Annotated in this window: 22 protein-coding genes and 3 tRNA genes; 3 read left to right on the forward strand and 22 right to left on the reverse strand. The window is 67.2% G+C overall.

Going from position 1 to position 24,041, the window contains the following annotated elements; genetic code table 11:
- Position 1: 1 nt before the first annotated feature.
- The 21 genes from AC1ROY_RS05235 to AC1ROY_RS05335 form a co-directional block, all read right to left on the reverse strand.
- Positions 2-1,516 carry an NADH-quinone oxidoreductase subunit M gene (locus AC1ROY_RS05235; protein ID WP_493147540.1) on the reverse strand — a complete coding sequence of 505 codons (1,515 nt, stop codon included), beginning with the start codon at positions 1,514-1,516 and terminating at the stop codon, positions 2-4.
- A 3-nt stretch (positions 1,517-1,519) separates the two neighbouring features.
- On the reverse strand, positions 1,520-3,430 hold the full coding sequence (nuoL, locus tag AC1ROY_RS05240; RefSeq protein WP_493147541.1) for an NADH-quinone oxidoreductase subunit L: 1,911 nt from the start codon (positions 3,428-3,430) through the stop codon (positions 1,520-1,522).
- Between the two features lie 4 nt (positions 3,431-3,434).
- Positions 3,435-3,746 carry an NADH-quinone oxidoreductase subunit NuoK gene (nuoK, locus tag AC1ROY_RS05245; protein WP_493147542.1) on the reverse strand — a complete coding sequence of 104 codons (312 nt, stop codon included), beginning with the start codon at positions 3,744-3,746 and terminating at the stop codon, positions 3,435-3,437.
- Positions 3,746-4,444, reverse strand: coding sequence for an NADH-quinone oxidoreductase subunit J (locus AC1ROY_RS05250; RefSeq protein ID WP_493147543.1), 699 nt, complete (start codon positions 4,442-4,444; stop codon positions 3,746-3,748). The genes nuoK and AC1ROY_RS05250 overlap by 1 nt, the downstream gene beginning before the upstream one ends.
- 42 nt (positions 4,445-4,486) lie before the next feature.
- Positions 4,487-4,975: an NADH-quinone oxidoreductase subunit NuoI gene (gene nuoI / locus AC1ROY_RS05255; protein ID WP_213671469.1), complete on the reverse strand. Its 489-nt coding sequence runs from the start codon at positions 4,973-4,975 to the stop codon at positions 4,487-4,489.
- Positions 4,972-5,982, reverse strand: coding sequence for an NADH-quinone oxidoreductase subunit NuoH (nuoH, locus tag AC1ROY_RS05260; protein ID WP_493147544.1), 1,011 nt, complete (start codon positions 5,980-5,982; stop codon positions 4,972-4,974). The genes nuoI and nuoH overlap by 4 nt, the downstream gene beginning before the upstream one ends.
- A 4-nt stretch (positions 5,983-5,986) precedes the next feature.
- Positions 5,987-8,020 (reverse strand): NADH-quinone oxidoreductase subunit NuoG, encoded by a 2,034-nt coding sequence (nuoG, locus tag AC1ROY_RS05265; protein WP_493147545.1) that lies wholly within the window; start codon positions 8,018-8,020, stop codon positions 5,987-5,989.
- 5 nt (positions 8,021-8,025) lie between these two features.
- Positions 8,026-9,327, reverse strand: coding sequence for an NADH-quinone oxidoreductase subunit NuoF (nuoF, locus tag AC1ROY_RS05270; RefSeq protein ID WP_493147546.1), 1,302 nt, complete (start codon positions 9,325-9,327; stop codon positions 8,026-8,028).
- Between the two features lie 2 nt (positions 9,328-9,329).
- Positions 9,330-9,959, reverse strand: a complete 630-nt coding sequence (locus AC1ROY_RS05275; protein WP_493147547.1) for a complex I 24 kDa subunit family protein — start codon at positions 9,957-9,959, stop codon at positions 9,330-9,332.
- Entirely contained in the window at positions 9,956-11,131 is a 1,176-nt protein-coding gene (locus tag AC1ROY_RS05280; protein ID WP_493148355.1) for an NADH-quinone oxidoreductase subunit D, read from the reverse strand. Before AC1ROY_RS05280 ends, AC1ROY_RS05275 begins: the two co-directional genes overlap by 4 nt.
- 65 nt (positions 11,132-11,196) lie before the next feature.
- On the reverse strand, positions 11,197-11,820 hold the full coding sequence (locus tag AC1ROY_RS05285) for an NADH-quinone oxidoreductase subunit C (protein ID WP_493148357.1): 624 nt from the start codon (positions 11,818-11,820) through the stop codon (positions 11,197-11,199).
- Between the two features lie 16 nt (positions 11,821-11,836).
- The gene (locus AC1ROY_RS05290; protein ID WP_493147548.1) at positions 11,837-12,382 is read right to left on the reverse strand and encodes a NuoB/complex I 20 kDa subunit family protein; all 546 of its coding nucleotides are present in this window, start codon (positions 12,380-12,382) and stop codon (positions 11,837-11,839) included.
- A 4-nt stretch (positions 12,383-12,386) separates the two neighbouring features.
- A complete protein-coding gene (locus tag AC1ROY_RS05295) occupies positions 12,387-12,755 on the reverse strand; it encodes an NADH-quinone oxidoreductase subunit A (RefSeq protein WP_493147549.1) in 369 nt (122 codons plus the stop codon).
- Positions 12,756-13,002: 247 nt separating this feature from the next.
- Positions 13,003-13,079, reverse strand: a tRNA-Asp gene (locus AC1ROY_RS05300).
- A gap of 66 nt (positions 13,080-13,145) precedes the next feature.
- Positions 13,146-13,220: transfer RNA gene (locus AC1ROY_RS05305), tRNA-Val, on the reverse strand.
- Positions 13,221-13,600: 380 nt separating this feature from the next.
- Positions 13,601-13,873, reverse strand: coding sequence for an HU family DNA-binding protein (locus tag AC1ROY_RS05310; RefSeq protein ID WP_424813972.1), 273 nt, complete (start codon positions 13,871-13,873; stop codon positions 13,601-13,603).
- 269 nt (positions 13,874-14,142) lie between these two features.
- Positions 14,143-16,539, reverse strand: a complete 2,397-nt coding sequence (gene lon / locus AC1ROY_RS05315) for an endopeptidase La (RefSeq protein ID WP_493147550.1) — start codon at positions 16,537-16,539, stop codon at positions 14,143-14,145.
- Between the two features lie 121 nt (positions 16,540-16,660).
- Entirely contained in the window at positions 16,661-17,917 is a 1,257-nt protein-coding gene (clpX, locus tag AC1ROY_RS05320) for an ATP-dependent Clp protease ATP-binding subunit ClpX (RefSeq protein ID WP_493147551.1), read from the reverse strand.
- Positions 17,918-18,078: 161 nt separating this feature from the next.
- A complete protein-coding gene (gene clpP, locus AC1ROY_RS05325; protein ID WP_493147552.1) occupies positions 18,079-18,723 on the reverse strand; it encodes an ATP-dependent Clp endopeptidase proteolytic subunit ClpP in 645 nt (214 codons plus the stop codon).
- A 150-nt stretch (positions 18,724-18,873) separates the two neighbouring features.
- Entirely contained in the window at positions 18,874-20,196 is a 1,323-nt protein-coding gene (tig, locus tag AC1ROY_RS05330; RefSeq protein WP_493147553.1) for a trigger factor, read from the reverse strand.
- Positions 20,197-20,236: 40 nt separating this feature from the next.
- Positions 20,237-20,321: transfer RNA gene (locus tag AC1ROY_RS05335), tRNA-Leu, on the reverse strand.
- A 68-nt stretch (positions 20,322-20,389) separates the two neighbouring features.
- Between AC1ROY_RS05335 and AC1ROY_RS05340 the strand changes: the two genes are divergently transcribed.
- From AC1ROY_RS05340 to AC1ROY_RS05350, 3 genes are read left to right on the forward strand one after another with little or no spacing between them, the layout of a single operon-like run.
- Positions 20,390-20,953 carry a DUF1643 domain-containing protein gene (locus tag AC1ROY_RS05340; protein ID WP_493147554.1) on the forward strand — a complete coding sequence of 188 codons (564 nt, stop codon included), beginning with the start codon at positions 20,390-20,392 and terminating at the stop codon, positions 20,951-20,953.
- Between the two features lie 18 nt (positions 20,954-20,971).
- Positions 20,972-21,232 carry a type II toxin-antitoxin system Phd/YefM family antitoxin gene (locus AC1ROY_RS05345; RefSeq protein ID WP_493147555.1) on the forward strand — a complete coding sequence of 87 codons (261 nt, stop codon included), beginning with the start codon at positions 20,972-20,974 and terminating at the stop codon, positions 21,230-21,232.
- A 6-nt stretch (positions 21,233-21,238) separates the two neighbouring features.
- Positions 21,239-21,640, forward strand: a complete 402-nt coding sequence (locus AC1ROY_RS05350) for a type II toxin-antitoxin system VapC family toxin (protein WP_493147556.1) — start codon at positions 21,239-21,241, stop codon at positions 21,638-21,640.
- Here AC1ROY_RS05350 and AC1ROY_RS05355 read toward each other — a convergent pair.
- Positions 21,637-24,018 (reverse strand): thiamine pyrophosphate-binding protein, encoded by a 2,382-nt coding sequence (locus tag AC1ROY_RS05355; RefSeq protein WP_493147557.1) that lies wholly within the window; start codon positions 24,016-24,018, stop codon positions 21,637-21,639. The genes AC1ROY_RS05350 and AC1ROY_RS05355 overlap by 4 nt on opposite strands.
- Positions 24,019-24,041: the final 23 nt, after the last annotated feature.

A 24,041-nucleotide genomic window follows, 5' to 3' on the forward strand; every position in this document is an offset into this window, starting at 1 on the left:
CTCAGAGGCCTGCCAGACGCGACGCGGCCCCGATCGCCGCCTGGTGCTGCTGCACCATCTGCGCGACCGTCACCGAGAAGAAGGAGAGGAAGGACTGCGGATAGATGCCCATCCACAGGGTCAGCGCGATCAGCGGCGCGAAGACCGCGTATTCCCGCGGCTCCATGTCGAGGAGACGGCGGACGTCGTCCTTGGTGATCTTCCCGAAGGCGACGCCGCGGTAGAGCGTGAGCATGTAGGCCGCACCCAGCACCATGCCGGTCGCTGCGCCGAAGGCCACCCAGGGATTCACCGCCCAGGCGCCGAGGATCACCAGGAACTCGCCCGGGAAGCCCGCCAGCCCGGGCAGCGCCACGCTCGCCATGGTGAAGAGCATGAAGACCAGCGCATAGGCCGGCATGACCTTGGCCACCCCGCCGTAGCGCGCGATCTCGCGAGTGTGCAGCCGGTCGTAGAGCACGCCGACGCAGAGGAAGAGCGCGCCGGCGACGATGCCGTGCGAGAGCATGGTGAGGAGCGCGCCCTCGATGCCCTGCTGGTTGAAGGTGAAGATGCCCAGCGTCACGATGCCCATATGGGCGACGGAGGAGTAGGCGATCAGCTTCTTCATGTCCTGCTGCGCCAGCGCCACGAGGCTGGTGTAGACCACCGCGACGATGCTCAGCACATAGACCCAGGGCGCGAAATAGGCGCTGGCCTCCGGCAGCAGCGGGATGGAGAAGCGCAGGAAGCCGTAGGCGCCCATCTTCAGCAGCACGCCGGCCAGGATCACCGAGCCCGCCGTCGGCGCCTCGACGTGGGCGTCGGGCAGCCAGGTGTGGACCGGCCACATCGGCACCTTCACCGAGAAGCTCGCGAAGAAGGCCAGGAAGAGCCAGATCTGCATGGCGAAGGGAATGTCGAACTCGCCGAGCTCGGGGATGCTGGTCGTGCCGGCCTGGTACCAGAGCGCGATGATGGCCAGCAGCATCAGCACCGAGCCGAAGAAGGTGTAGAGGAAGAACTTGTAGGAGGCGTAGACCCGCCGCGGCCCGCCCCAGATGCCGATGATCAGGAACATCGGGATCAGCACGCCCTCGAAGAAGATGTAGAAGAGGATGAGGTCGAGCGCGCAGAACATGCCGACCATCATCGTCTCGAGGACCAGGAAGGCGATCATGTACTCGCGCACCCGGCTCTGCACCGAGTTCCAGGAGGCGAGGATGCAGAGCGGCGTCAGCAGCGTCGAGAGCAGGACGAAGAGGACCGAGATCCCGTCCACGCCCATCGCGTAGCCGATGCCGAAGTCGGGCAGCCAGCTCACCTGCTCCAGGAACTGGTAGTCGGCCGAGGACTTGTCGAACTGCGCCCAGAGGACGAGCGAGAGCACGAAGACGATCAGGCTGGTCCAGAGCGCGGTCCAGCGCGCGTTGCTCGCGACCACGGCCTCGTCGCCGCGGACCATCATGATGATCCCGGCGCCGAGCAGCGGCAGGAAGGTGAGCAGCGAGAGGATCGGGAAACCCGCGGCGTTCATGGCTCAGCGCCCCATCAGGAAGAGAGACACGAAGACCACGAGGCCGATGATCATGGCGAAGGCGTAGTTGGCCACCCTCCCCGTCTGCAGGCGCACCACGCCGCGCGCCGTGCCGGCCGCGAGGCTGGCCGCGCCATTGGGCATGCCGTCGATGATGCGGACGTCGCCCACCTGCCAGAGCTGCTTCGCGAGGCGCTTCGCGGGCTGCACGAAGATCGCGTCGTAGAGCTCGTCGAAGTACCACTTGTTCAGCAGGAAGCGGTACAGGCCGGGCACCGCGGCGGCGATCCTGGCCGGCACCCGCGGGAAGAAGCCGTACAGGATCACGGCGAGCACGATGCCGCTCACCGCCACGGTCAGCACCAGGTTCGGCACCCATTCAGGCACGTGGTGCATGGCTTCCATCATGTGCTTGCCGGGCAGGTTGAAGATCGCGCCATTCCAGAAATGCTCGTACTCGTGGCCGATGAAGTAGGGCGCGAAGATCATGCCGGTCAGCACCGCGCCGGCCGCGAGGAGGATCAGCGGGATCAGCATCACCGCCGGGCTCTCGTGGACATGCTCCATGGTGTGATGGTCGGCCCGCGGCTTGCCGTGGAAGGTCAGGATCAGCAGGCGCCAGGAGTAGAAGGCCGTCAGGAAGGCCGCGATGACGCCGCAGACGAAGGCGTACATGCCGGTGGCGCTGTGCGCGCCGAAGGCGCCCTCGAGGATCGCGTCCTTCGAGTAGAAGCCGGCGAAGATCGGGATGCCGGCCAGGGCCAGCGAGCCGATCCACATGACCACGTAGGTCACGGGGATCTTCTTCCAGATGCCGCCCATCTTGCGGATGTCCTGCTCGTCGGACATCGCATGGATCACCGAGCCCGCGCTGAGGAAGAGCAGCGCCTTGAAGAAGGCGTGGGTGAAGAGATGGAACATGGCCGCCTGATACAGGCCCACGCCGGCGGCGAAGAACATGTAGCCGAGCTGCGAGCAGGTCGAGTAGGCGATGATGCGCTTGATGTCGTTCTGCACGCAGCCGATCGTCGCCGCGAAGAGCGCGGTCGAGGCGCCCACGACCGTCACAACGCCGAGCGCGAAGGGCGCGTATTCCATGATCGGCGACATCCGGCAGACCAGGAAGACGCCGGCCGTCACCATCGTCGCCGCATGGATGAGCGCGGAGACGGGCGTCGGGCCCTCCATGGCGTCCGGTAGCCAGGTGTGCAGGCCCAGCTGCGCCGACTTGCCACAGGCGCCGCCGAAGAGCAGCAGGCCGATCAGCTCCAGCGAGGGGATGCCCATGAAGGTCGCGTCCACCTTGCCCGCGGCGGCCGCGAAGATCGCGTCGAACTCCAGCGTGCCGAAGGTCAGGAAGGTCAGCGCCATGCCGAGCATGAAGAAGACGTCGCCCACGCGGTTCACGATGAAGGCCTTCATCGCCGCAGCGTTGGCGCTCTCCTTCTCGTACCAGTAGCCGATGAGCAGGTAGCTCGCGAGGCCGACGCCTTCCCAGCCGAAGAAGAGCTGCACGAGGTTGTCGGCCGTCACCAGCATCAGCATCATGAAGGTGAAGAGCGAGAGGTAGGCGAAGAAGCGCGGCGGCGTCGCGTCGTGCGACATGTAGCCGACGGAGTAGATGTGGATCAGCGTGGAGATGAAGGTCACCATGCCGACCATGATGGCGCTCAGCGTGTCGTAGCGGAGCGCCCAGGCGAATTCGAGCTCGCCCACATCCATCCAGGTGAAGATAGTGACAGTGGCGGGCTGGCCGCCCATGGCCACCTGCCAGAAGCTCAACGAGCCGCAGATGGCCGCCAGCACCATGCAGACCACCGTGGACCAGATGGAGGCCTTCACGCCGATCCAGCGGTTCAGGAAGCCGCTGATGCAGGAGCCCAGCAGCGGGAAGAAGACTGCGCCGACGAACATCGATCTAACCCTTCAGGGCCGAGATATCCTCGACCTCGATGCTGCCGTGGTTCCGGAAGTAGATGACGACGATGGCCAGCCCGATGGCGGCCTCGGCGGCCGCGACCGTCAGGATGAACATCGCGAAGACCTGTCCGGTCAGGTCGTCCAGCCGGGAGGAGAAGGCCACCAGGTTCAGGTTCACGCTGAGCAGGATGAGCTCGATCGACATCAGGATGACGATGACGTTCTTCCGGTTCAGGAAGATGCCGAAGACGCCGAGCACGAAGAGGATGGCGCCCACCGTCAGGAAATGCGCGAGGCCGATGGTCAGCATCAGTGGTGCCCTCCCCCATGCCCGTGGTCGTCATGCTCGATGGGCGCGGCCACCTCCTTCACCGGCGGCGGCAGCGGGCGGAGGATGTCCGCACGCGTAATGCCCTGGCCGATGACCGGCTGCGCCATCACCAGCTCCGCCGAGCGCGCGACCTGGACGGCGATGACCTGGCGCTTGCTGTCGGCCTGGCGCTCGCGCAGCGTCAGCACGATCGCGCCGATCATGGCGACCAGCAGGACCAGCCCCGAGGCCTGGAAGAGATAGAAGTAGTCCGTGTAGATCAGCCGCCCCAGCGCCTGGGTGTTGGACACGCCCGCCGGCGTCGGCGAGAGCCGCAGCTCCCCGGCATCGGCCGAGAACTGCCAGGCGCCCAGCACGAAGAGCAGCTCCAGGAAGAGGATGCCGCCGACGATGGCGCCGATCGGAGCGTAGCGCTGGAAGCCCTCGCGCAGCTGCACGAAGTCCACGTCGAGCATCATCACGACGAAGAGGAACAGCACCGCGACCGCGCCGACATAGACGATCACCAGGATCATCGCGAGGAACTCCGCCCCCGCGATCAGGAACAGCGCCGCCGCGTTGAAGAAGGCAAGGATCAGGTACAGCACGGAATAGACGGGGTTCCGCGCTGTGACGACCATGACCGCCGAGGCGATCAGGATGAAGGCGAAGAGGTAGAAGGCGAGCGCTGCGATCACGGCGTCGGCCTTTCCTGGAAGAAGGTCATGTCCGGCATCCGTTCAGCGGTAGGGCGCGTCGAGCTCGAGCCGCTTGGCCAGCTCGCTCTCCCACCGGTCGCCATTCGCGAGCAGGCGGTCCTTGTCGTACATCAGCTCCTCGCGCGTCTCCGTCGCGAATTCGGCGTTCGGCCCCTCGACGATGGCGTCGACCGGGCAGGCCTCCTCGCACATGCCGCAGTAGATGCACTTGGTCATGTCGATGTCGTAGCGCGTGGTCCGGCGGGACCCGTCCTCGCGCGGCTCGGCCTCGATGGTGATGGCGAGCGCGGGGCAGACGGCCTCGCAGAGCTTGCAGGCGATGCAGCGCTCTTCCCCGTTGGGGTAGCGGCGCAGCGCGTGCTCGCCCTTGAAGCGCGGCGAGAGCGGCGTCTTCTCGTAGGGGTAGTTGAGCGTCACCTTGCGCCGGAAGAAGTACTTGAGCGTCAGCCACATGCCGCCGGCCAGCTCGGCCAGCAGGAAGGATCGCGCGAAGCGGTCGAGGGTCGTCATGCGGGAAGCATCCCGGTCAGCTTGAGGAAGGCCGCGGTCAGCACCAGCCAGACCAGGCTGAAGGGGAGAAAGACCTTCCAGCCCAGCCGCATCAGCTGATCGTAGCGGTAGCGGGGGAAGGTCGCGCGCACCCAGATGAAGGTGAAGAGGCAGAAGCAGACCTTCAGCGCGAACCAGATCGGGCCGGGGATCCAGGTCAGCGGCTCGATATGGAAGGGCGGATACCAGCCCCCCAGGAAGAGGATGGTGGTCAGCGAGGACATGAGGATCATGTTCGCGTATTCGCCGAGGAAGAAGAGCGCGAAGCTCATCGAGCTGTATTCGACGAAGAAGCCCGCCACCAGCTCGGACTCGCCCTCGGGAAGGTCGAAGGGCGCGCGGTTGGTTTCCGCGAGCGTCGAGATGAAGAAGATGATGAACATCGGAAAGAGCGGCAGGATGAACCAGACGTTCTCCTGCGCCCGCACGATCGCCGTCAGGTTCAGCGAGCCCACGCAGAGCAGCACGGTCACGATGACGAAGCCCATCGAGACCTCGTAGCTGACCATCTGCGCCGCGGAGCGCAGCGCGCCGAGGAAGGCGTATTTCGAGTTGGACGCCCAGCCTGCGATGATCACGCCGTAGACACCGAGCGAGCTGATCGCGAAGAGGTAGAGCACGCCGACATTGATGTCGGCGACCGCCCAGCCGTCATTCACGGGGATCACCGCCCAGCCCAGCATGGCCAGGGTGAAGGTGAGCATGGGCGCGCCGAGGAAGAGGAGCCGCGACGACCCTGAAGGGATGATCGTCTCCTTCATCAGCATCTTCAGCGCGTCGGCGAAGGGCTGCAGCAGGCCGAAGGGGCCGACCACGTTCGGCCCCTTGCGCATCTGCATGGCGGCCAGGACCTTGCGCTCGGCCCAGGTGAGGTAGGCGACGAAGATCAGCACCGGCACCAGCAGCGCCAGGGTCTTCGCGACGGTGAGCGCCAGGATGCCGATGGGCGAGGCGAGGAACTCGTTCATCGCGTCACTCCGCCGCCAGCAGGGGCTGCGGCTTCAGATAGACCGAGGCGCATTCCGCCATGGTCGCGCTGGCGCGCGTGATCGGATCCACCTGCCAGTAGTTGGCGATCGGCAGGGCGAAGGGCTTGCCATTCCCCACGAAGTTAGTGCCGCGCTCCGGCCCGGCATCGTCCGTACAGCCCGGCAGCGGACCCTGGTCCATCCGGCCGAAGACGGGATGCGCCGCCTTCATCTCGGCGCGCAGGGCGTCGAGCGTGTCGAAGGGCAGCGTCACGCCGAGGAATTGCGAGGCGGCGCGGATGATGCGCCAGTCCTCGCGGGCCTCGCCCGGCGGGGTCACCGCGAGGCGGCCGTGCTGCACGCGGCCCTCGGTGTTGACCCAGGTGCCGTCCTTCTCGGTATAGGCCGCGCCCGGCAGGATCACGTCGGCCCGCGCGGCGGCGGCCTCGCCGTGATGGCCCTGGTAGATGACGAAGGTCGAGGCGGGGATGCGCGCGGCGTCGAAGCCGTCCGCGCCCAGCAGCCACAGCGCCTCGACGCCGCCCGCCAGCATCGCATCCACGTCGAGCCCGCCCGGACCCGGCACGAAGCCGAGATCCAGCGCGCCGACCTGGCCGCCGAAGAGATGCAGGAGGTTGAAGCCGTGCCAGTCCTCGCGCAGCGCGCCGGCGGCCTTGGCCAGATCCCAGGCCGCCGCCAGCACCGCCGCGCCGTCCTCGCGCGCCAGGGCGCCACGGCCGAGGATGACCATCGGGTTCTTTGCACCGGCAAGGAACTGAGCCGCAGCGGCAATGTCTTCCGGGCCGATGCCCAGCTGCGTCACCGGATAGGTCAGGTCCATCGCCGGCCCGATCACGCCCACGCGCATCCCGCCCAGCGACCAGCGCTTGCGGATGCGGGCATTGATCACCGGCGCCTCGACGCGCGGGTTGCTGCCGATGACGACGATCGCATCCGCCTGCTCGATGCCGGCGATGCCGCTGTTGAACAGGTAGTAGTCGGGCCGCGAGGTGTCGATCTTCGCCCCGTCCTGCCGGCAGTCCAGGTTCGTGCTGCCCATGGAGGCCAGCATCGCCTTCAACGCGAAGAGGCTTTCCGCCTCGACCGTGTCGCCCGCAATGGCGCCGATCGTCCTGCCGCGCGCGCCCTGCACGATGGCCCCGAAGGCCTCCGCCCAGCTCGCCGGCACCAGCTTGCCGTCGCGCCGCACCCAGGGACGGTCCAGCCGCTTGCGCTTCAGCCCGTCGAAGGCGAAGCGCGAGCGGTCGCCGATCCACTCCTCGTTCACGTCGTCATTCGTGCGCGGCAGGATACGCAGCACCTCGCCGCCGCGCACGTCCACGCGGATCGCGGCGCCCGTGGCGTCCAGCACGTCCACGCTGTCCGTCTTCCGCAGCTCCCAGGGGCGCGAGACGAAGGCGTAGGGCCGCGAGGTCAGCGCGCCCACCGGGCAGAGGTCGATCAGGTTGCCGGAGAGCTCCGAAGTCAGCGCCTTCTCGACGTAGGTGCCGACCTCCATGCTCTCGCCGCGGCCCGTGGCGCCCATCTCCGGCACGCCCGCCACCTCCGCCGCAAAGCGGATGCAGCGCGTGCAGTGGATGCAGCGGTTCATGATCGTCTTGATCAGCGGGCCGACATACTTGTCCTTCACCGACCGCTTCTCTTCGCGGTAGCGGCTGCCGTCCTTGCCGTAGGAGACGGCCTGGTCCTGCAGGTCGCACTCGCCGCCCTGGTCGCAGATCGGACAGTCCAGCGGGTGGTTGATCAGCAGGAATTCCATCACGCCGCGGCGTGCGTTGCGCACCACCGGCGTGTCGGTGAAGACCTTCATGCCGTCGGCGACGGGATAGGCGCAGGAGGCGACCGGCTTCGGCGCCTTCTCGACTTCCACGAGACACATGCGGCAATTGCCAGCGACGCTGAGCCGCTCATGGTAGCAGAAGCGCGGGATCTCCTTGCCCGCAGCCTCGCAGGCCTGGAGCACGGAGGCGCCGTTGGGGACCTCGACCTCGATGCCGTCGACGTTGACCTTGGCCATGCCGGTTACTCCGCCGCCATCGGGAAATGCGCCGCCTTATAGGCCGCGATGCGCTCTTCCATCATCGGCCGGAAGTGCCGGATGAGGCCCTGCACCGGCCAGACGCCGCCATCGGCCAGCGCGCAGATGGTGTGGCCCTCGATCTGGCGCGTCACCTGCTCCAGCACGTCGATCTCGTCGATCTCGGCGCGCCCCTCGACCATGCGCAGCATGACCCGGTTCACCCAGCCCATACCCTCGCGGCAGGGCGTGCACTGGCCGCAGCTCTCGTGCTTGTAGAAGGCGGACAGCCGCTGGATCGCCTTGATGAGGTCGGTGGACTTGTCCATCACGATCACGCCGGCGGTGCCGAGGCCCGTCTTGTGCTCGCGCAGCGCATCGAAATCCATCAGCACATCGTCGCAGATCGACTTGGGCAGCATGGGCGTGGAGGACCCGCCGGGGATCACCGCCAGCAGGTTGTCCCAGCCGCCGCGCACGCCGCCGGCATAGCGCTCGATGAGCTCCCGCATCGGGATGCTCATCTCGGCCTCGACGTTGCAGGGCTTGTTCACGTGGCCCTGGATGCAGAAGATCTTGGTGCCCGAGTTTTTGGGCCGGCCAAAGCCCGCGAACCAGGCCGCGCCGCGCCGCAGGATGGTCGGCACGACCGCGATGGTCTCGACGTTGTTCACCGTGGTCGGGCAGCCGTAGAGGCCGACGGCGGCGGGGAATGGCGGCTTCAGCCGCGGCATGCCCTTCTTGCCCTCGAGGCTCTCGATGAGCGCCGTCTCCTCGCCGCAGATGTAAGCGCCGGCGCCGCGGTGCGAGTAGAGGTCGAAGTCGTAGCCACTGCCCGCAGCGTTCTTGCCGAGCAGGCCTGCCTCATAGGCCTCGTCGATCGCGGCCTGGAGGATGTTGCCCTCGTTGAAGTACTCGCCTCGGTAGTAGATGTAGCCGGCGGTCGCGCCCATCGCCATGCCGGCGAGCAGGCAGCCCTCGATCAGCTTGTGCGGATCGTGCCGCAGGATGTCGCGGTCCTTGCAGGTGCCGGGCTCGGATTCGTCGCTGTTCACGACGAGGTAGACCGGCCGCCCGTCGGCCGGGCGCTCCTTCGGCATGAAGGACCACTTGAGCCCCGTCGGGAAGCCCGCGCCGCCGCGGCCGCGCAGGCCGGACTGCTTCATCTCCTCGACGATCCAGTCGCGGCCCTTGGCCATGATGGCGGCCGTGCCGTCCCAGTCGCCGCGCATGCGCGCCGCTTCCAGGTTCCACGACTGCGTGCCGTAGAGGTTGGTGAAGATGCGATCCTTGTCGGACAGCGCCATGACTATTCCTCCGACCCGGTCAGCACCATCGGTCCGCCCTCGGGCGCGCTGGTCTGCCGGCCGATCACGGAGCCGGGCTTCGGCCGCTCGCCGCGCTTCAGCGCCTCGAGCAGCTTCACCGTGCTCTCGTAGTCCATGTCCTCGTAGTAGTCGTCGTCCACCTGCAGGATCGGCGCGTTCACGCAGCCGCCCAGGCACTCCACCTCGGTCATGGTGAAGAGGCCGTCCTCGCTGGTGTCGCCATAGCCCTTGAGATGGCCCGCCTCCTGGCAGGCGCGCTTCACCTCGTCCGAGCCGCGGAGCCAGCAGGGCGTCGTGCCGCAGACCTGCAGGTGGTACTTCCCGATCGGCTTCGTGTTGAACATGAAGTAGAAGGTCGCGACCTCGTAGACGCGCATCGGCGGCATGGAGAGCCGCGCGGCCACCGCGTCCATCGCCACGCGCGGCACCCAGGCGCTGCCGGTCAGCCGGCCCATCTGCTTCTGGGCGACGTAGAGCGCGGGAATGACGGCACTGGCCTGCCGGCCCTCGGGATAGCGCGCCACGATCTTGGCGATCTGCGCCTCGCTGTCGGCATCGAAGGCGAAGGAGGTCGGCTCGACGTGCCCGTGGTGATCGTGGGGCGCGCTCACCGGTCGATCTCCCCGAAGACGATATCGAGGCTGCCGATGATGGAGACGGCGTCGGCCAGCATGTGGCCCTTGCTCAGCTCCTCCATCGCCTGGAGATGCGCATAGCCCGGCGCGCGGATCTTGCAGCGGTAGGGCTTGTTGGTGCCGTCGGAGACGAGATAGACGCCGAATTCGCCCTTGGGCGCCTCGGTCACGGTGTAGGTGCTGCCCGCCGGCACGTGATAGCCCTCGGTGTAAAGCTTGAAGTGGTGGATCAGCGCTTCCATCGAGCGCTTCATGGTGCCGCGATTCGGCGGCACGATCTTGTTGTCCAGGATCTTGATCGGTCCCGGCTTCATCTGGTCCAGGCACTGGCGGATGATGCGCAGCGACTGCCGCATCTCCTGCATGCGGACCAGGTAGCGGTCGTAGCAGTCGCCGTTGCGGCCGACAGGGATGTCGAACTCCATCCGGTCGTAAACGTCGTAGGGCTGCGACTTGCGGAGGTCCCAGGCCATGCCCGAGGCACGCAGGCAGGGGCCGGAGAAGCCCCACGCCATCGCCTGCTCGGCAGTCATGACGCCGATGTCGACGGTGCGCTGCTTGAAGATGCGGTTGCCCGTCAGCAGCGTCTCGAGCTCGTCGAGGAAGGCCGGGAACTGCGCCATCCAGGCTTCGATCTTCGCGGGCAGCGCGGCCGGGATGTCCTTGGCGACGCCGCCGGGCCGGAAGTAGTTCGCGTGGTAGTGGCTGCCCGAGGTCATCTCGTACATCTCGAGCAGGTGCTCGCGCTGCTCGAAGCCCCAGAGCGCCGGCGTGATGGCGCCGCAGTCCAGCGCGTAGGTCGTGACGTTCAGCAGATGGTTCAGGATGCGCGTGATCTCCGCGAACATCACGCGGATGTACTGCGCGCGCTCCGGGATATCCTGGGTGATGCCCAGCAGCCGCTCCGTCCCGAGCGCGAAGGCGTGCTCCATGCACATGGGCGACACATAGTCGAGCCGGTCGAAATAGGGCAGCGCCTGCAGATAGGTCTTGTACTCGATCAGCTTCTCGGTGCCGCGATGCAGCAGGCCGATATGCGGATCGGCACGCTCCACCACCTCGCCCTTCATCTCCAGGATGAGGCGCAGCACGCCATGCGCGGCCGGGTGCTGCGGGCCGAAGTTGATGGTGTGGCTGTCCACCTCGATGGTGCGGGTGGGCGCCGCCTCGGGGGATCCGACGGGGCTGAGATCTTCGGTCGGGCTGAGCTCGCTCACGGCTTGGCCTCCTCCGTCTTGGCAGGCTCCGGCGGAGGCAGCCGGTTGAGGTGCACCTTCTCGTCGCCCGGCAGCGTGGTCATCGCCTCCCAGGGGCTCATGAAGTCGAACGAACGAAAATCCTGGGTGAGCTTCACGGGCTCCTGCACGACGCGGCCGACCTCCGCGTCGTAGCGGACCTCGACGAAGCCGGTCAGCGGGAAATCCTTGCGCAGCGGATGGCCTTCGAAGCCGTAGTCGGTCAGCAGGCGCCGCAGGTCGGCGAGGCCGGCGAAGACGACGCCGTACATGTCCCAGGTCTCGCGCTCGAACCAGGTCGCGGTCGGCCAGATCGGCGCCACGCTCGGAACCGGCTGCGAGTCGTCCGTCGGCACGATCACGGTGACGCGGGCGTTCCGGGTCAGCGAGAGCAGGTTGTAGACGACGTCGAAGCGCTCGGGACGCTCGGGCCAGTCCACGCCGCAGACGTCCATGAGCTGGGCGAAGTCGAGCGCGGGCGTGTCGCGCAGCAGCAGCATCAGCGGCAGCAGCGATTCGCGCGTCGCATGCAGCACGAGCTCGGCGCCGTAGCGGGCGCGCGCGAACTCGACGGGCAGGCGATCGCCCAGGACCTCGCGGATGTCGTTCTCGAGCGCATCAACCACGGAGGATGGTCCCCGTCCGCCGGATCTTCCGCTGAAGCTGGAGGATGCCATAGACCAGCGCCTCGGCCGTGGGCGGGCAGCCCGGCACGTAGACGTCCACCGGCACGATGCGGTCGCAGCCGCGGACCACGCTGTAGCTGTAGTGGTAGTAGCCGCCGCCATTGGCGCAGCTGCCCATCGAGATGACCCAGCGCGGCTCGGACATCTGGTCGTAGACCTTGCGCAGCGCGGGGGCCATCTTGTTGGTCAGCGTGCCCGCCACGATCATCACGTCCGACTGCCGCGGCGAGCCGCGCGGGATGATGCCGAAGCGGTCGAGGTCGTAGCGCGCCATGTAGGCGTGGATCATCGGCACCGCGCAGCAGGCAAGCCCGAAGGTCATCGGCCAGAGGCTGCCGGTCCGCGCCCAGTTCACCACCTTGTCGAGGTTGGCGACGACGAAGCCCTTCTCCTCCATCTCGCCGGTGACGGCGCGCAGGACCGCATCCTGCTGAGGCCCGGGCGGGGCCGCTTCACGGTTCCAGGCGAGGTCGCTCATGGGCCTACTCCCAGTCCAGGGCGCCCTTGCGCCATTCGTAGATGAAACCCACCGTCAGCACGCCCAGGAAGCCCATCATCGAGCCGAAGCCGAGCCAGCCGATGTCGCCCAGCGTGACCGCCCAAGGGAAGAGGAAGGCGACCTCGAGGTCGAAGATGATGAAGAGGATGGCGACGAGGTAGAAGCGCACGTCGAAGCGGCGGCGCGTGTCGTCGAAGGGGGCGAAGCCGCACTCGTAGGCCGACAGCTTTTCCGCATTTGGCTTCTGGCGCGCAAGGAGCATGCTGCCGCCGACCATGGCGATGGCGATGCCGCCGGCGATGCCCAGGAAGACGAGGATCGGAAAGTACTCGGCGAGCAGGGGCTGCGTCATCGTCGTGCCTTGCGTTTCACAAATCCGCGCCCGGAACGAGCGCCAGCCAGACGGGTGCCCGGGAGCGCCCCTCTGACGCGGCGCACCATACAGCAAGGCCGTGTCAGGTTGCCATAGGGGGGCCCGGGTTAAACCCGCGTCAGGCCAAGGGATTCATTGGGCTTTCTTGCGAATCGTTCGCAACAAGAGGGCCGATGAAGAGGCCGCCCAGAGGGCGATCGAAGCGCTGCGATCTGGAGGAAATATCTGGCGCGAGTGACGGGGCTCGAACCCGCGACCTCCGGCGTGACAGGCCGGCGCTCTAACCGACTGAGCTACACCCGCGTAAGACGTGGGGGGCGTTTACGGCCCCTCCCCCCACCTGTCAACCAACCGACACGAAGGAAAATCTGGTGGGCGCTGACGGGGTCGAACCGCCGACATCCTGCGTGTAAAGCAGGCGCTCTACCTCTGAGCTAAGCGCCCTGATTCACTGCGCCGAAGGTGCGATGAATCAGAATGTTTTTGTGCCCTCAGACGCCGGGCGGCTTCGTGGCAAGCAGCCCCGACCCGCCGCCTTGGCTTCGCCGCGCGACTTTAGCACCAACTTCGCTGTCATGTGGGCGGCGCCGGCCATCGCGCGGCCGGATTCTCAGCAGGCCCGCCGATCCTGGCATGCCACGCTTCCGACAAGTGCGCCGCGCCCAGAGCGTCGGCCTCGATACCCTCGCGAGGCTTAGCCTCGCGAGGGGAACCTGTCCTTCAAGATGAGCACCCGTATGGGGCTCCCTGAGCCGCCGTCTCGCGGCGGCTTGGGCGCCCGACCGGGGCCTCCTCCGCAAAATCACGCAGTGATTTTGTGGGGATTAGTTCACGCTGTCCTTGAGGCCCTTGCCGGCCTTGAACCGGACGGTCGTCGACGCCGGAATCTTGATCTCCTCGCCCGTGCGCGGATTGCGGCCCTTGCCGGCCTTGCGCTTGCTGGTGCTGAACGTGCCGAAGCCCACCAGACGGACCTCCTGCTTCTTCTTCAGCGCCTTCGTGATCGCCTCGAAGACCGAGTCCAGAACGTCGCCGGCCTTGGCCTTCGACAGCTCCCCCGCTTCCGCGACGACCGCAACGAGATCCTGCTTGTTCATGGGATGTCCCCCCTTCTGAACTGACCCAATGGCGAGGACCGATTCCACCGCCGTGATCGATACCGGACACTAAGGGTCGGTTTTCCGGGGCGTCAATCGCCGCATCGCCCGATTCGCGGCGGAAACCCTCGGTTTTCTGGGGATGACACGCGCAAAGCCTTGATATGCAAAGGGGGCGCCGCGACCGCGACGCCCCCTTCCGACTCGATGCAAGCCCTCGGGCACGATCCGCCTAGGCCGAAGGCCGAAGCGATGAATCGTCCCCACCGCTAGTGCGGGCGGACGGCCGTCTCCGACTCGGCCGGCGGCACCGGAGTCTCCTCCGGCTCCACCCAGGTGATGGGCTCCGGCGCGCGCACCAGCGCCTGGCTGATCACCTGGTCGACATGGCTGACCGCCACGATCTTCAGCGCCTTGCGGACGCTGTCGGGGATGTCGGCGAGGTCCTTCTCGTTGTCCTTCGGGATGAAGACCGTGGTGATCCCCGCCCGGAGGGCCGCGAGCAGCTTCTCCTTCAGCCCGCCGATCGGCAGCACCCGGCCGCGCAGCGTGATCTCGCCCGTCATCGCCACGTCGCGCCGCACGGGGATGCCGGTCAGCACGCTGATGATGGAGGTCGCCATCGCCACGCCGGCCGACGGTCCGTCCTTCGGCGTCGCGCCTTCCGGCACGTGCACGTGGATGTCCCGCTTCTCGAACAGCGTCGGCTTGATGCCGAAGGTGATCGAGCGCGACCGCACGTAGGACAGCGCGGCGCTCACGCTCTCCTTCATCACGTCGCCGAGCTGGCCCGTCGGCTTGATGTTGCCCTTGCCGGGCACCACCACGCTCTCGATGGTCAGAATCTCGCCGCCCACCTCGGTCCAGGCCAGGCCGGTCACGACGCCGACCATGTCCTCGCTCTCGGCCTCGCCGTAGCGGTACTTCTTGATGCCCGCATACTTCTCGAGGTTCTTGACGTTGATCGAGACCTTCTTCGCCTTCTTCGAGACGATCTCCTTCACCGCCTTGCGTGCCAGGCCGCCGAGCTCCCGCTCGAGGTTCCGCACGCCGGCCTCGCGCGTGTAGTAGCGCACGAGATCCAGCAGCGCCTCATCGGAGAGCGTCCACTCGCCCGCCTTCAGGCCGTTGGCCTCGGAGACCTTCGAGAACAGGTGCCGCTTGGCGATCTGAACCTTCTCATCCTCGGTGTAGCCGGGGATGCGGATGATCTCCATGCGGTCCAGCAGCGGCTGGGGCATGCGCAGCGAGTTCGCGGTCGTGACGAACATCACGTCCGAGAGGTCGTAGTCGACCTCCAGGTAGTGGTCCGCGAAGGTCGAGTTCTGCTCGGGATCGAGCACCTCCAGTAGGGCCGAGGACGGGTCGCCGCGCCAGTCGGCGCCGAGCTTGTCGATCTCGTCCAGCAGGAAGAGCGGATTCGAGGTCTTCGCCTTCTTCATGCCCTGGATGACCTTGCCCGGCATGGAGCCGATATAGGTCCGCCGGTGACCGCGGATCTCCGCCTCGTCCCGCACGCCGCCCAGCGACATGCGCACGAAGTTGCGGCCCGTGGCCTTGGCGATGGACTTGCCGAGCGAGGTCTTGCCCACGCCGGGCGGACCCACGAGGCACAGGATCGGACCCTTGATCTTCTGGCTGCGCGACTGGACCGCCAGGTACTCGATGATCCGCTCCTTGACCTTCTCGAGGCCGTAGTGGTCGGCGTCGAGCACCTTCTCCGCCGCGATGATGTCCTTGCGGACCGTCGTGCGCTTCTTCCAGGGGATCGACAGGATCCAGTCGAGGTAGTTGCGCACCACCGTCGCCTCGGCCGACATCGGGCTCATGGTGCGCAGCTTCTTCAGCTCGCCCAGGGCCTTCTCGCGCGCCTCCTTCGAGAGCTTGGTCGCCTTGATGCGGGCCTCCAGCTCGGCGGCCTCGTCCTTGCCGTCCTCGCCCTCGCCCAGCTCCTTCTGGATCGCCTTCATCTGCTCGTTGAGGTAGTACTCGCGCTGGGTCTTCTCCATCTGCCGCTTGACGCGGCTGCGGATGCGCTTCTCCACCTGGAGCACGCTCATCTCGCCTTCCATATGGGCGAAGATGCGCTCCAGCCGGCCGCCGACGGAGGCGATCTCCAGCAGCTCCTGCTTCTCGGGAATCTTGATGGAGAGGTGGCTGGCGATGGTGTCGGCGAGCTTGCTGGGGTCGTCGATCTGGTTGATCGAGACCAGCACCTCGGGCGAGATCTTCTTGTTGAGCTTGATGTAGCTCTCGAACTGCGAGACGACGCTGCGCATCAGCGCCTCCACCTCGCGCTTCTCCGAGGGGGCCTCCTCGACGACCTCGGCATAGGCCTCGAAGTAGTTGTCCGTCTCCTTGAACTTCACGATCTTCGCGCGACGGCCGCCTTCGACCAGCACCTTCACGGTGCCGTCGGGCAGCTTCAGCAGCTGCAGCACCGTGGAGACGGTGCCGGTCTCGTAGAGATCGCCGGTGCCGGGATCGTTCTGCTCGGCGTTCTTCTGGGCGACGAGCAGGATCTGCTTGTCGTCGCGCATGACAGCCTCGAGAGCGCGCACGGATTTCTCGCGGCCGACGAAGAGCGGCACGATGAGGTGCGGGAAGACCACGATATCCCGCAGCGGCAATACGGGTAACAAGTCGCCGCGAATCACTTCCGTCATAGGGACCTCACTGGGACAGTCGGCCTGATGGGCGCCCGCATTCGGCACGCCCACCCGTGGCCACGGGTTAGGGTAGGCACTTGGTCATGGGCTGGCGGGGAAACAAGCGGCCCGCCGCCCCTCATGCCGAGCTCTGCTCGGCCGGCTTCTCGCCATAGATGAACAGCGGCTGGGCGCGGACCTCCGCGACCTCGCGGTTCACCACGACTTCCTCGACATCGGCGAGGCCGGGCAGCTCGAACATGGTCGTCAGGAGGATCTGCTCCATGATGGAGCGGAGCCCGCGGGCGCCGGTCTTGCGCTGGATGGCGCGGCTGGCGACCGACTTCAGCGCGTCCTCCGTGAAGGTGAGCTTGGCGCCCTCCATCTCGAAGAGGCGCTGGTACTGCTTGAGCAACGCGTTCTTCGGCCGGGTCAGGATCTCGATGAGCGCCTTCTCGTCCAGGTCCTCGAGGGTCGCGACCACGGGCAGGCGGCCGATGAACTCGGGGATCAGGCCGAACTTCAACAGGTCCTCGGGCTCCACCTCGCGGAGCACGGCGCCCATGCGCCGGTCCTCGGGGCTGCGGACCTCGGCGCCGAAGCCGATGCCCGAGCCCTTGCCGCGGGAGCCGATGATCTTCTCCAGCCCGGAGAAGGCGCCGCCGCAGATGAAGAGGATGTTGGTCGTGTCCACCTGCAGGAATTCCTGCTGCGGGTGCTTCCTGCCGCCCTGCGGCGGCACGGAGGCGACCGTGCCCTCCATGATCTTCAGCAGCGCCTGCTGGACGCCCTCGCCGCTCACGTCGCGCGTGATGGAGGGGTTGTCCGACTTGCGGCTGATCTTGTCGACCTCGTCGATGTAGACGATGCCGCGCTGCGCCCGCTCCACGTTGTAGTCGGCCGATTGCAGCAGCTTGAGGATGATGTTCTCCACATCCTCGCCGACATAGCCGGCCTCGGTCAGCGTGGTCGCGTCGGCCATGGTGAAGGGCACGTCGAGGATACGTGCCAGGGTCTGCGCGAGCAGCGTCTTGCCCGAGCCGGTGGGCCCGATGAGCATGATGTTGCTCTTGGCGATCTCGACGTCGTTGTTCTTCGCGCCCGCGGCCAGCCGCTTGTAGTGGTTGTGGACCGCGACCGAGAGCACCTTCTTCGCGTGGTCCTGCCCGATCACGTAGTCGTCGAGGACCTTGCAGATCTCCTTGGGCGTCGGCACGCCGTCGCGGGTCTTCACGAGGTGCGTCTTGTGCTCCTCGCGGATGATGTCCATGCACAGCTCGACGCACTCGTCGCAGATGAACACCGTCGGACCCGCGATGAGCTTGCGCACCTCGTGCTGCGACTTCCCACAGAAGGAGCAGTATAGGGTGTTCTTGCTGTCGCCAGACTTGCTCATGCCAACTCCTCGCGCCCTGGAAGGTGGAGCCGGTCGCCCATTCCTACAGGTGCGTTGCAAAACCATAGACCCCATGGGGCCCCCGGGGGAAGCATGGCCTCCTTACGGCTTGACCATGCCCCGGAAAACACTAAAGACTCATCAATTCGCCGTCCTGGCCATCAGCCCTTGGGGGTAGCCTCGGGGCCCGCCGGGCGCTTGTCCACCACCTGGTCGATCAGCCCCCAGTCGCGGGCCTCCTCGGCGGACATGTAGCTGTCGCGCTCCAGCTTGGCCTCGATCGCCGCCACGTCCTGGCCGGTATGGGTCACGTAGATCTGGTTGAGCCGCTTGCGCAGCTCCAGGATCTCCTTGGCCTGGATCTCGATGTCCGTCGCCTGGCCCTGGGCGCCGCCGGAGGGCTGGTGGACCATGACGCGGGCGTTCGGCAGGGCGAAGCGCTTGCCCTTGGCGCCGGCGGTCAGCAGCAGGGACCCCATGGAGGCCGCCATGCCGACGCAGACCGTGCTCACGGGGCTGCGGATGTACTGCATCGTGTCGTAGATCGCGAGTCCCGCGCTCACCACGCCGCCCGGGCTGTTGATGTAGAACGAGATGTCCTTGTTCGGGTTCTCGCTCTCAAGAAACAGCAGCTGGGCGCAGATCAGGGCGGACACCTGGTCGTAGACCTGGCCGGTCAGGAAGATGATCCGCTCCTTCAGCAGGCGCGAATAAATGTCATAGGCGCGCTCGCCCCGGCTGGATTGCTCCACCACCATGGGCACGAGGTTGTTGTTGTAGATTTCGACTGGATCGCGGTCCCGCACGTCTTGGTATCCCATCATCTGAGGTCCGCCCCAGGATGGGCACGGCCGGGTTAAGGCCCGGCGAATCGCGCCCGGGCCTCGGTGTCAGAATGCAGCATGTGGGCAGAGACGCGCCCAGGGAAAGGGGGGCCCTTTGCGAGCCCCTCCCCCTCAGGCCTGCTGGGCAGCCTCGGCCAGCTTCTCGGCGGAGACCGTCTCGTCCTCGACCTTGGCCAGCTCCAGCATGAAGTCCACGACCTTCTCCTCGAAGATCGGGCTGCGCAGGTTCTCGATGGCCTGCGGGTTCTTCTGGAAGAAGTCGTAGACCTGCTTCTCCTGGCCCGGATAGCGCTGCACCTCGGCCCGCATGGCCTGGCCCAGCTCCTCGCGGGAGACCTGGATGTTGTTGGTCCGGCCGATCTCGGAGAGCAACAGTCCCAGACGGATCCTGCGCTCGGCGATGGCGCGGTACTCGGCCTTCAGGGTCGCCTCGTCCTTGCCGGCATCCTCGCCGTCCAGCTTGCCGGCCTTGAGGTCGGCCTCCACGCGCTGCCAGATCTGGGCGAACTCGTTGTCCACCATGCCCTCGGGCACGGTGAAACTGGCGCGCTCGGCCAGCGCGTCGAGCAGCTTCCGCTTGATCGCCATGCGGCTGAGGCTGTCGTACTCGCGCTGCAGCGAATCGGTGATGGCCTCGCGCAGCTTCTCCATGCTCTCCAGCCCGAGCTTCTTCGCGAACTCGTCGTCCAGCGCGGGCTTGGCATAGATCTTCAGCGCCTTGGCCGTGACGGTGAACTCGGCATCCTTGCCGGCCAGCTCCGCCGAGCCGTACTCGGCCGGGAAGGTCACTTTCACGAGGCGCTCCTCGCCCGGGGCCATGCCCTCGAGCTGCTCGGTGAAGCCCGGGATGAAGCCGGGGCCGGCGACCTCGATGGGCATGTCGCTGGCCGTGCCGCCCTGGAACTCGACGCCGTCGATGCGGCCGACGAAGTCGCAGATCAGCACCTCGCCCTTGGCGGCGGGGCGGGCCTCGGTCTCCTCGAGGGAGGCCTGGCGGCGGGTGATGTTCTCCAGCGCCTTGGTGATGTCCTCCTCGCCGGGGGCGGCCTTGAGGCGGATCAGGCTGATGCCGGCGAAATCGGGCATCGGGATCTCGGGCAGGACCTCGACGTCCATGCGGAATTCGAGGTCGGCGCCGTCGGCGAAGTTCACCAGCTCGATCTTGGGCTGCAGGGCCGGGCGCAGGTTGTTGTCGGAGACGACCTTGTCCGAGGCCTCCTGCACCGAGGCCTCGAGAACCTCGCCCATCACGGCCTGGCCGTAGCGGGCCTGGACGACCTTCTGGGGCACCTTGCCGGGGCGGAAGCCGGGCAGCTTGATGTCCTTGGCGATCTCCGCCAGGCGCTTGTCCTTCTGGAGCGCGATGCTCGAAGCGGGGACCACGACCGTATAGGCCCGCTTCAGACCCTCATTCGCGACCTCAGTGACCTGCATTGCCCTTGAATCCATTTCAAAAAATCGCTGGATGCGGCGGTGGTGCGGACGGAGGGACTTGAACCCCCACGGCTTGCGCCACTGGAACCTAAATCCAGCGTGTCTGCCAATTCCACCACGCCCGCGTTCCAGCGTTGCCGGGTAGGAAGCGGGGCGTGTAGCGGAAAGGGACGGCCGCGCCAATACTGCCGTGATGCCCGATTCCCATGATCCCGGCGGGAAGGTCCGCCTCAAGCTGGCGTCCGACGTCGTCTCGGCGGCCGCCTTCTCCCCCGACCGGCGCTGGCGCTGGTGGCTGGAACGCCGCTGGGACGGCCGGCCGCTGGGCACGCCGGGCTTTGGCGCAGTCATCGGGATGAACCCCTCGACGGCCGATGTCGACGTGGACGACCCGACCGTGGCGGGCTGCATGTGGCGGGCGCGGTACCGCTGGGGGCTGCCCGGGCTCGTGATGCTGAACGCCTTCAGCTACCGGGCCACGGACAAGAAGCGGCTGCTGGAGGTGGAGGACCCGGTCGGCGAGGAGACCGATGCCACCATCCTGCACTACGCCCGCTCGGCGGCGCTGGTGGTGGTGGCCTGGGGGCAGCCGCCCAAGCCGCTGATGGCGCGGGGGGCGGCGATCGCACGGTTGCTGGCGGCCGCGGGCGTTCACGCGATGTGCTTCGGGGTGAACGGGGATGGGAGCCCGAAGCATCCGCTCTACCAGCGGCGGGATGCGGAGCTGGTGCCATATCCCTTGCCGCCGACTGGTTGACCAACTAGTTTATCGGCCATGGACGGCACCGTAGGGGCCTTCGAGGCCAAGACCCATCTCTCCGCCCTCCTCGACCGCGTGGAGCGCGGCGAGGAGGTCACGATCACGCGGCGCGGGCTGCCGGTGGCGAAGCTCGTGCCGGTGAAGAAGGCGGCCGAGGGCGTGCATCCCCTCAGCGAGAAGCTGCAGGCCCTTCGCCAGAAGATGCGCGAACGGGGCTTCAAGCCTCTGACCGTCGAGGAGATCCTGGAATTCAGGGACGAGGGGCGGAGGTACTGAGCCTCCGTGCCGGAGTTCGTGCTGGATGCCTCGGTCACCGTGGCGCTGCTCCTCGGTGAAAGCGCCGCAGCAGACTTCGCGGGGCTGACCGGTCTTCCCTCCATCTCGCCGGCGATCTGGCGAGTGGAAGTCGCCAACGTGATGCTCGTCTCCTATCGGCGGAAGCGCATCACCGCCGACGAATTAGCGGAGTTGCTGGGGGATATCGCCGAGATGGATGTGGAGCTGGACCTTGCCGGCCTCGACGCCGTCCTGACCCTGGGTGCCGAGCTCGCGGGCCGCCACGGGCTGACCCTCTACGACGCCACCTATCTGGAACTGGCGATCCGCAGCGGCCTTCCGCTCGCTTCCCTCGACAAGCGACTTCGTGCCGCCGCCGCCGCCGAGGGCGTCGCCCTCATCCCCTAACCAATCAGCAGCTGCGCGCAGGCGTCCAGGATCGCCGCCTCGTCCAGCCCGTACTCGGCGTAGAGCGCGGGGATGTCGCCCCCCTGCCCGAATCGGTCCACGCCCAGCGCCGAGATCCGCTGGCCGCGCACGCCGCCCATCCAGTCCAGCGCCGCCGGGTGCCCATCGAGCACCGTCACGATGCCCGCGCCCGGCGCCAGCGGCGCCAGCAGCGTCTCGATATGGGACGGCGCCGAACCCGGCCCGGACCGCGCGCGCTTGCGGCTGTCCAGCCAGCCCTGGTGCAGCCGGTCCGGCGAGGTGATCGCCAGCAGGCCCGCGCCGGGCTCCTCCTCGCGCAACGCCTCGAAGGCCGAGATCGCCTCCGGCGCCACCGGCCCCTGATAGGCGATGGCGATCCGCGCGCCCTGCGCCGGCGGCACCATCCAGTAGCCGCCCGCGATGACCTGCGCCGGATCCAGCTCCCGCTCCGGCTGGACCAGCCCGCGCGTGGACAGCCGCAGCCAGACGCTCGACCCGTTGGGCTCCTGCATATGGGAGAAGGCATGGCGCATCAGGATGGCCAGCTCGTCCGCGAAGGCCGGCTCGAAGGCGGCCAGCCGGTCCTGCGCCATGCCGATCAAGGGCGTGTTCACCGACTGGTGCTGCCCGCCCTCCGGCGCCAGGGTCAGGCCCGACGGCGTCGAGACCAGCAGGAAGCGCGCATCCATGTAGCAGCCGTAGATCAGCGCATCGAGGCCGCGGTTCACGAAGGGGTCGTAGACCGTGCCGATCGGCAGCAGCCGGGCGCCGTAGAGCTTATCTGCGAGCCCGAGCCCCGCCAGCATGAGGAACAGGTTCTGCTCGGCAATGCCCAGCTCCACATGCTGCCCCTGCGGCGACATCCCCCAGCGCTGGGCCGAGGCCAGCTTGGCGTCGCGGAAGACGTCGTTCTTGAGGTGCCGGTCGAAGATGCCGCGCCGGTTCACCCAGGGGCCGAGATTGGTGCTGACCGTCACGTCCGGGCTGGTGGTGACGATGCGGCCGGCCATGGGGCCGTACTCGCCTTCTCCGCGGCCGATGCCGGCGAGGATCTCGCCGAAGGCCATCTGCGTCGCGAGCTTCCGCCCCGCCGGCACCTTCGGCACCGGGAAGGCCGCGGGGATGGGGATCTTCGGCGAGACCAGGCTGCGCCCCTCGGGCGTCAGCTTCTGCGCGAAGGGCACGGAGTCGATGAAGGCCTGCAGTTCGGCCTCGGGCAGGCCCAGCCCTTCGAAGACATCCCATTCATGCCCGGGACGGATCGCCATGAGCTCGCGGAAGGTCTCCATCTGCTCCTTCGTCATGAGCCCGGAATGGTTGTCCTTATGGCCGGCGAAGGGCAGGCCCATGCCCTTGATGGTATAGGCGATGAAGCAGGTCGGCTGGTCACCGGCGGCGTCCTGGGCCCGGAAGGCCTCCATCAGCGTCTCGACGTCGTGCCCGCCGAGGTTGTTCATGAGATCCGCCAGCTCGTCGTCCGAGAGCGGGTCGATGATGGCGCGCACCCCGTCCTCGCGGCCCAGCTCGGCCAGCAGCGCCGAGCGCCAGGCCGCGCCGCCCTGGAAGGTCAGCGCCGAGTAGAGGCTGTTGGGGCAGTCGTCGATGAAGCGGCGCAGCGCCTCGCCGCCCGGCCGCGCGAAGGCCGCCTGCAGCTTTCGCCCGTATTTGATGGTGACCACGTTCCAGCCCATGTCGCGGAACAGGCCCTCGATGCGGCCGAAGAGGCGGTCCTGCACCACGCTGTCGAGGCTCTGGCGGTTGTAGTCCACCACCCACCAGACGTTGCGGATGTCGTGCTTCCAGCCCTCGAGCAGGGCCTCGTAGATATTGCCCTCGTCCAGCTCGGCGTCGCCCACGATGGCGACGTGACGGCCGGCGGGAATCTCGTCGGGCGTCAGCTTCTTCAGGCGCACATAGTCCTGCACGAGGCTGCCAAAGCTGGCGAGCGCCACGCCCAGCCCCACCGAGCCCGTGGAGAAGTCCACCTCCGCCCCGTCCTTGATCCGCGAGGGATAGGGCTGGATGCCCCCGAACTGCCGCAGCGTCGCCATCCGCTCCGGCGTCTGGCGGCCGAGCAGCCGGTTCATCGCGTGGAAGACCGGCCCGGCATGCGGCTTCACCGCCACGCGGTCGGCAGGCTTCAGGATGTCGAAATACAACGCCGTCATGATCGAGATGACCGAAGCGCAGGAGGCCTGGTGCCCGCCCACCTTCAGCCCGTCGCGGTTGGGGCGGATGTGGTTGGCGTTGTGGATCATCCAAGCCGAGAGCCAGAGCAGCTTGCGCTCGACGGCGTTCAGCAGCGCGAGGCGGCGGGCCTCTTCCGGAGCGCGGATCAGGGGCGATTGCTGGTTCATGGCGGCTTGTTCCTCGACTTGAC

Source organism: Roseococcus sp. GW821-FHT12F05, assembly GCF_058806835.1.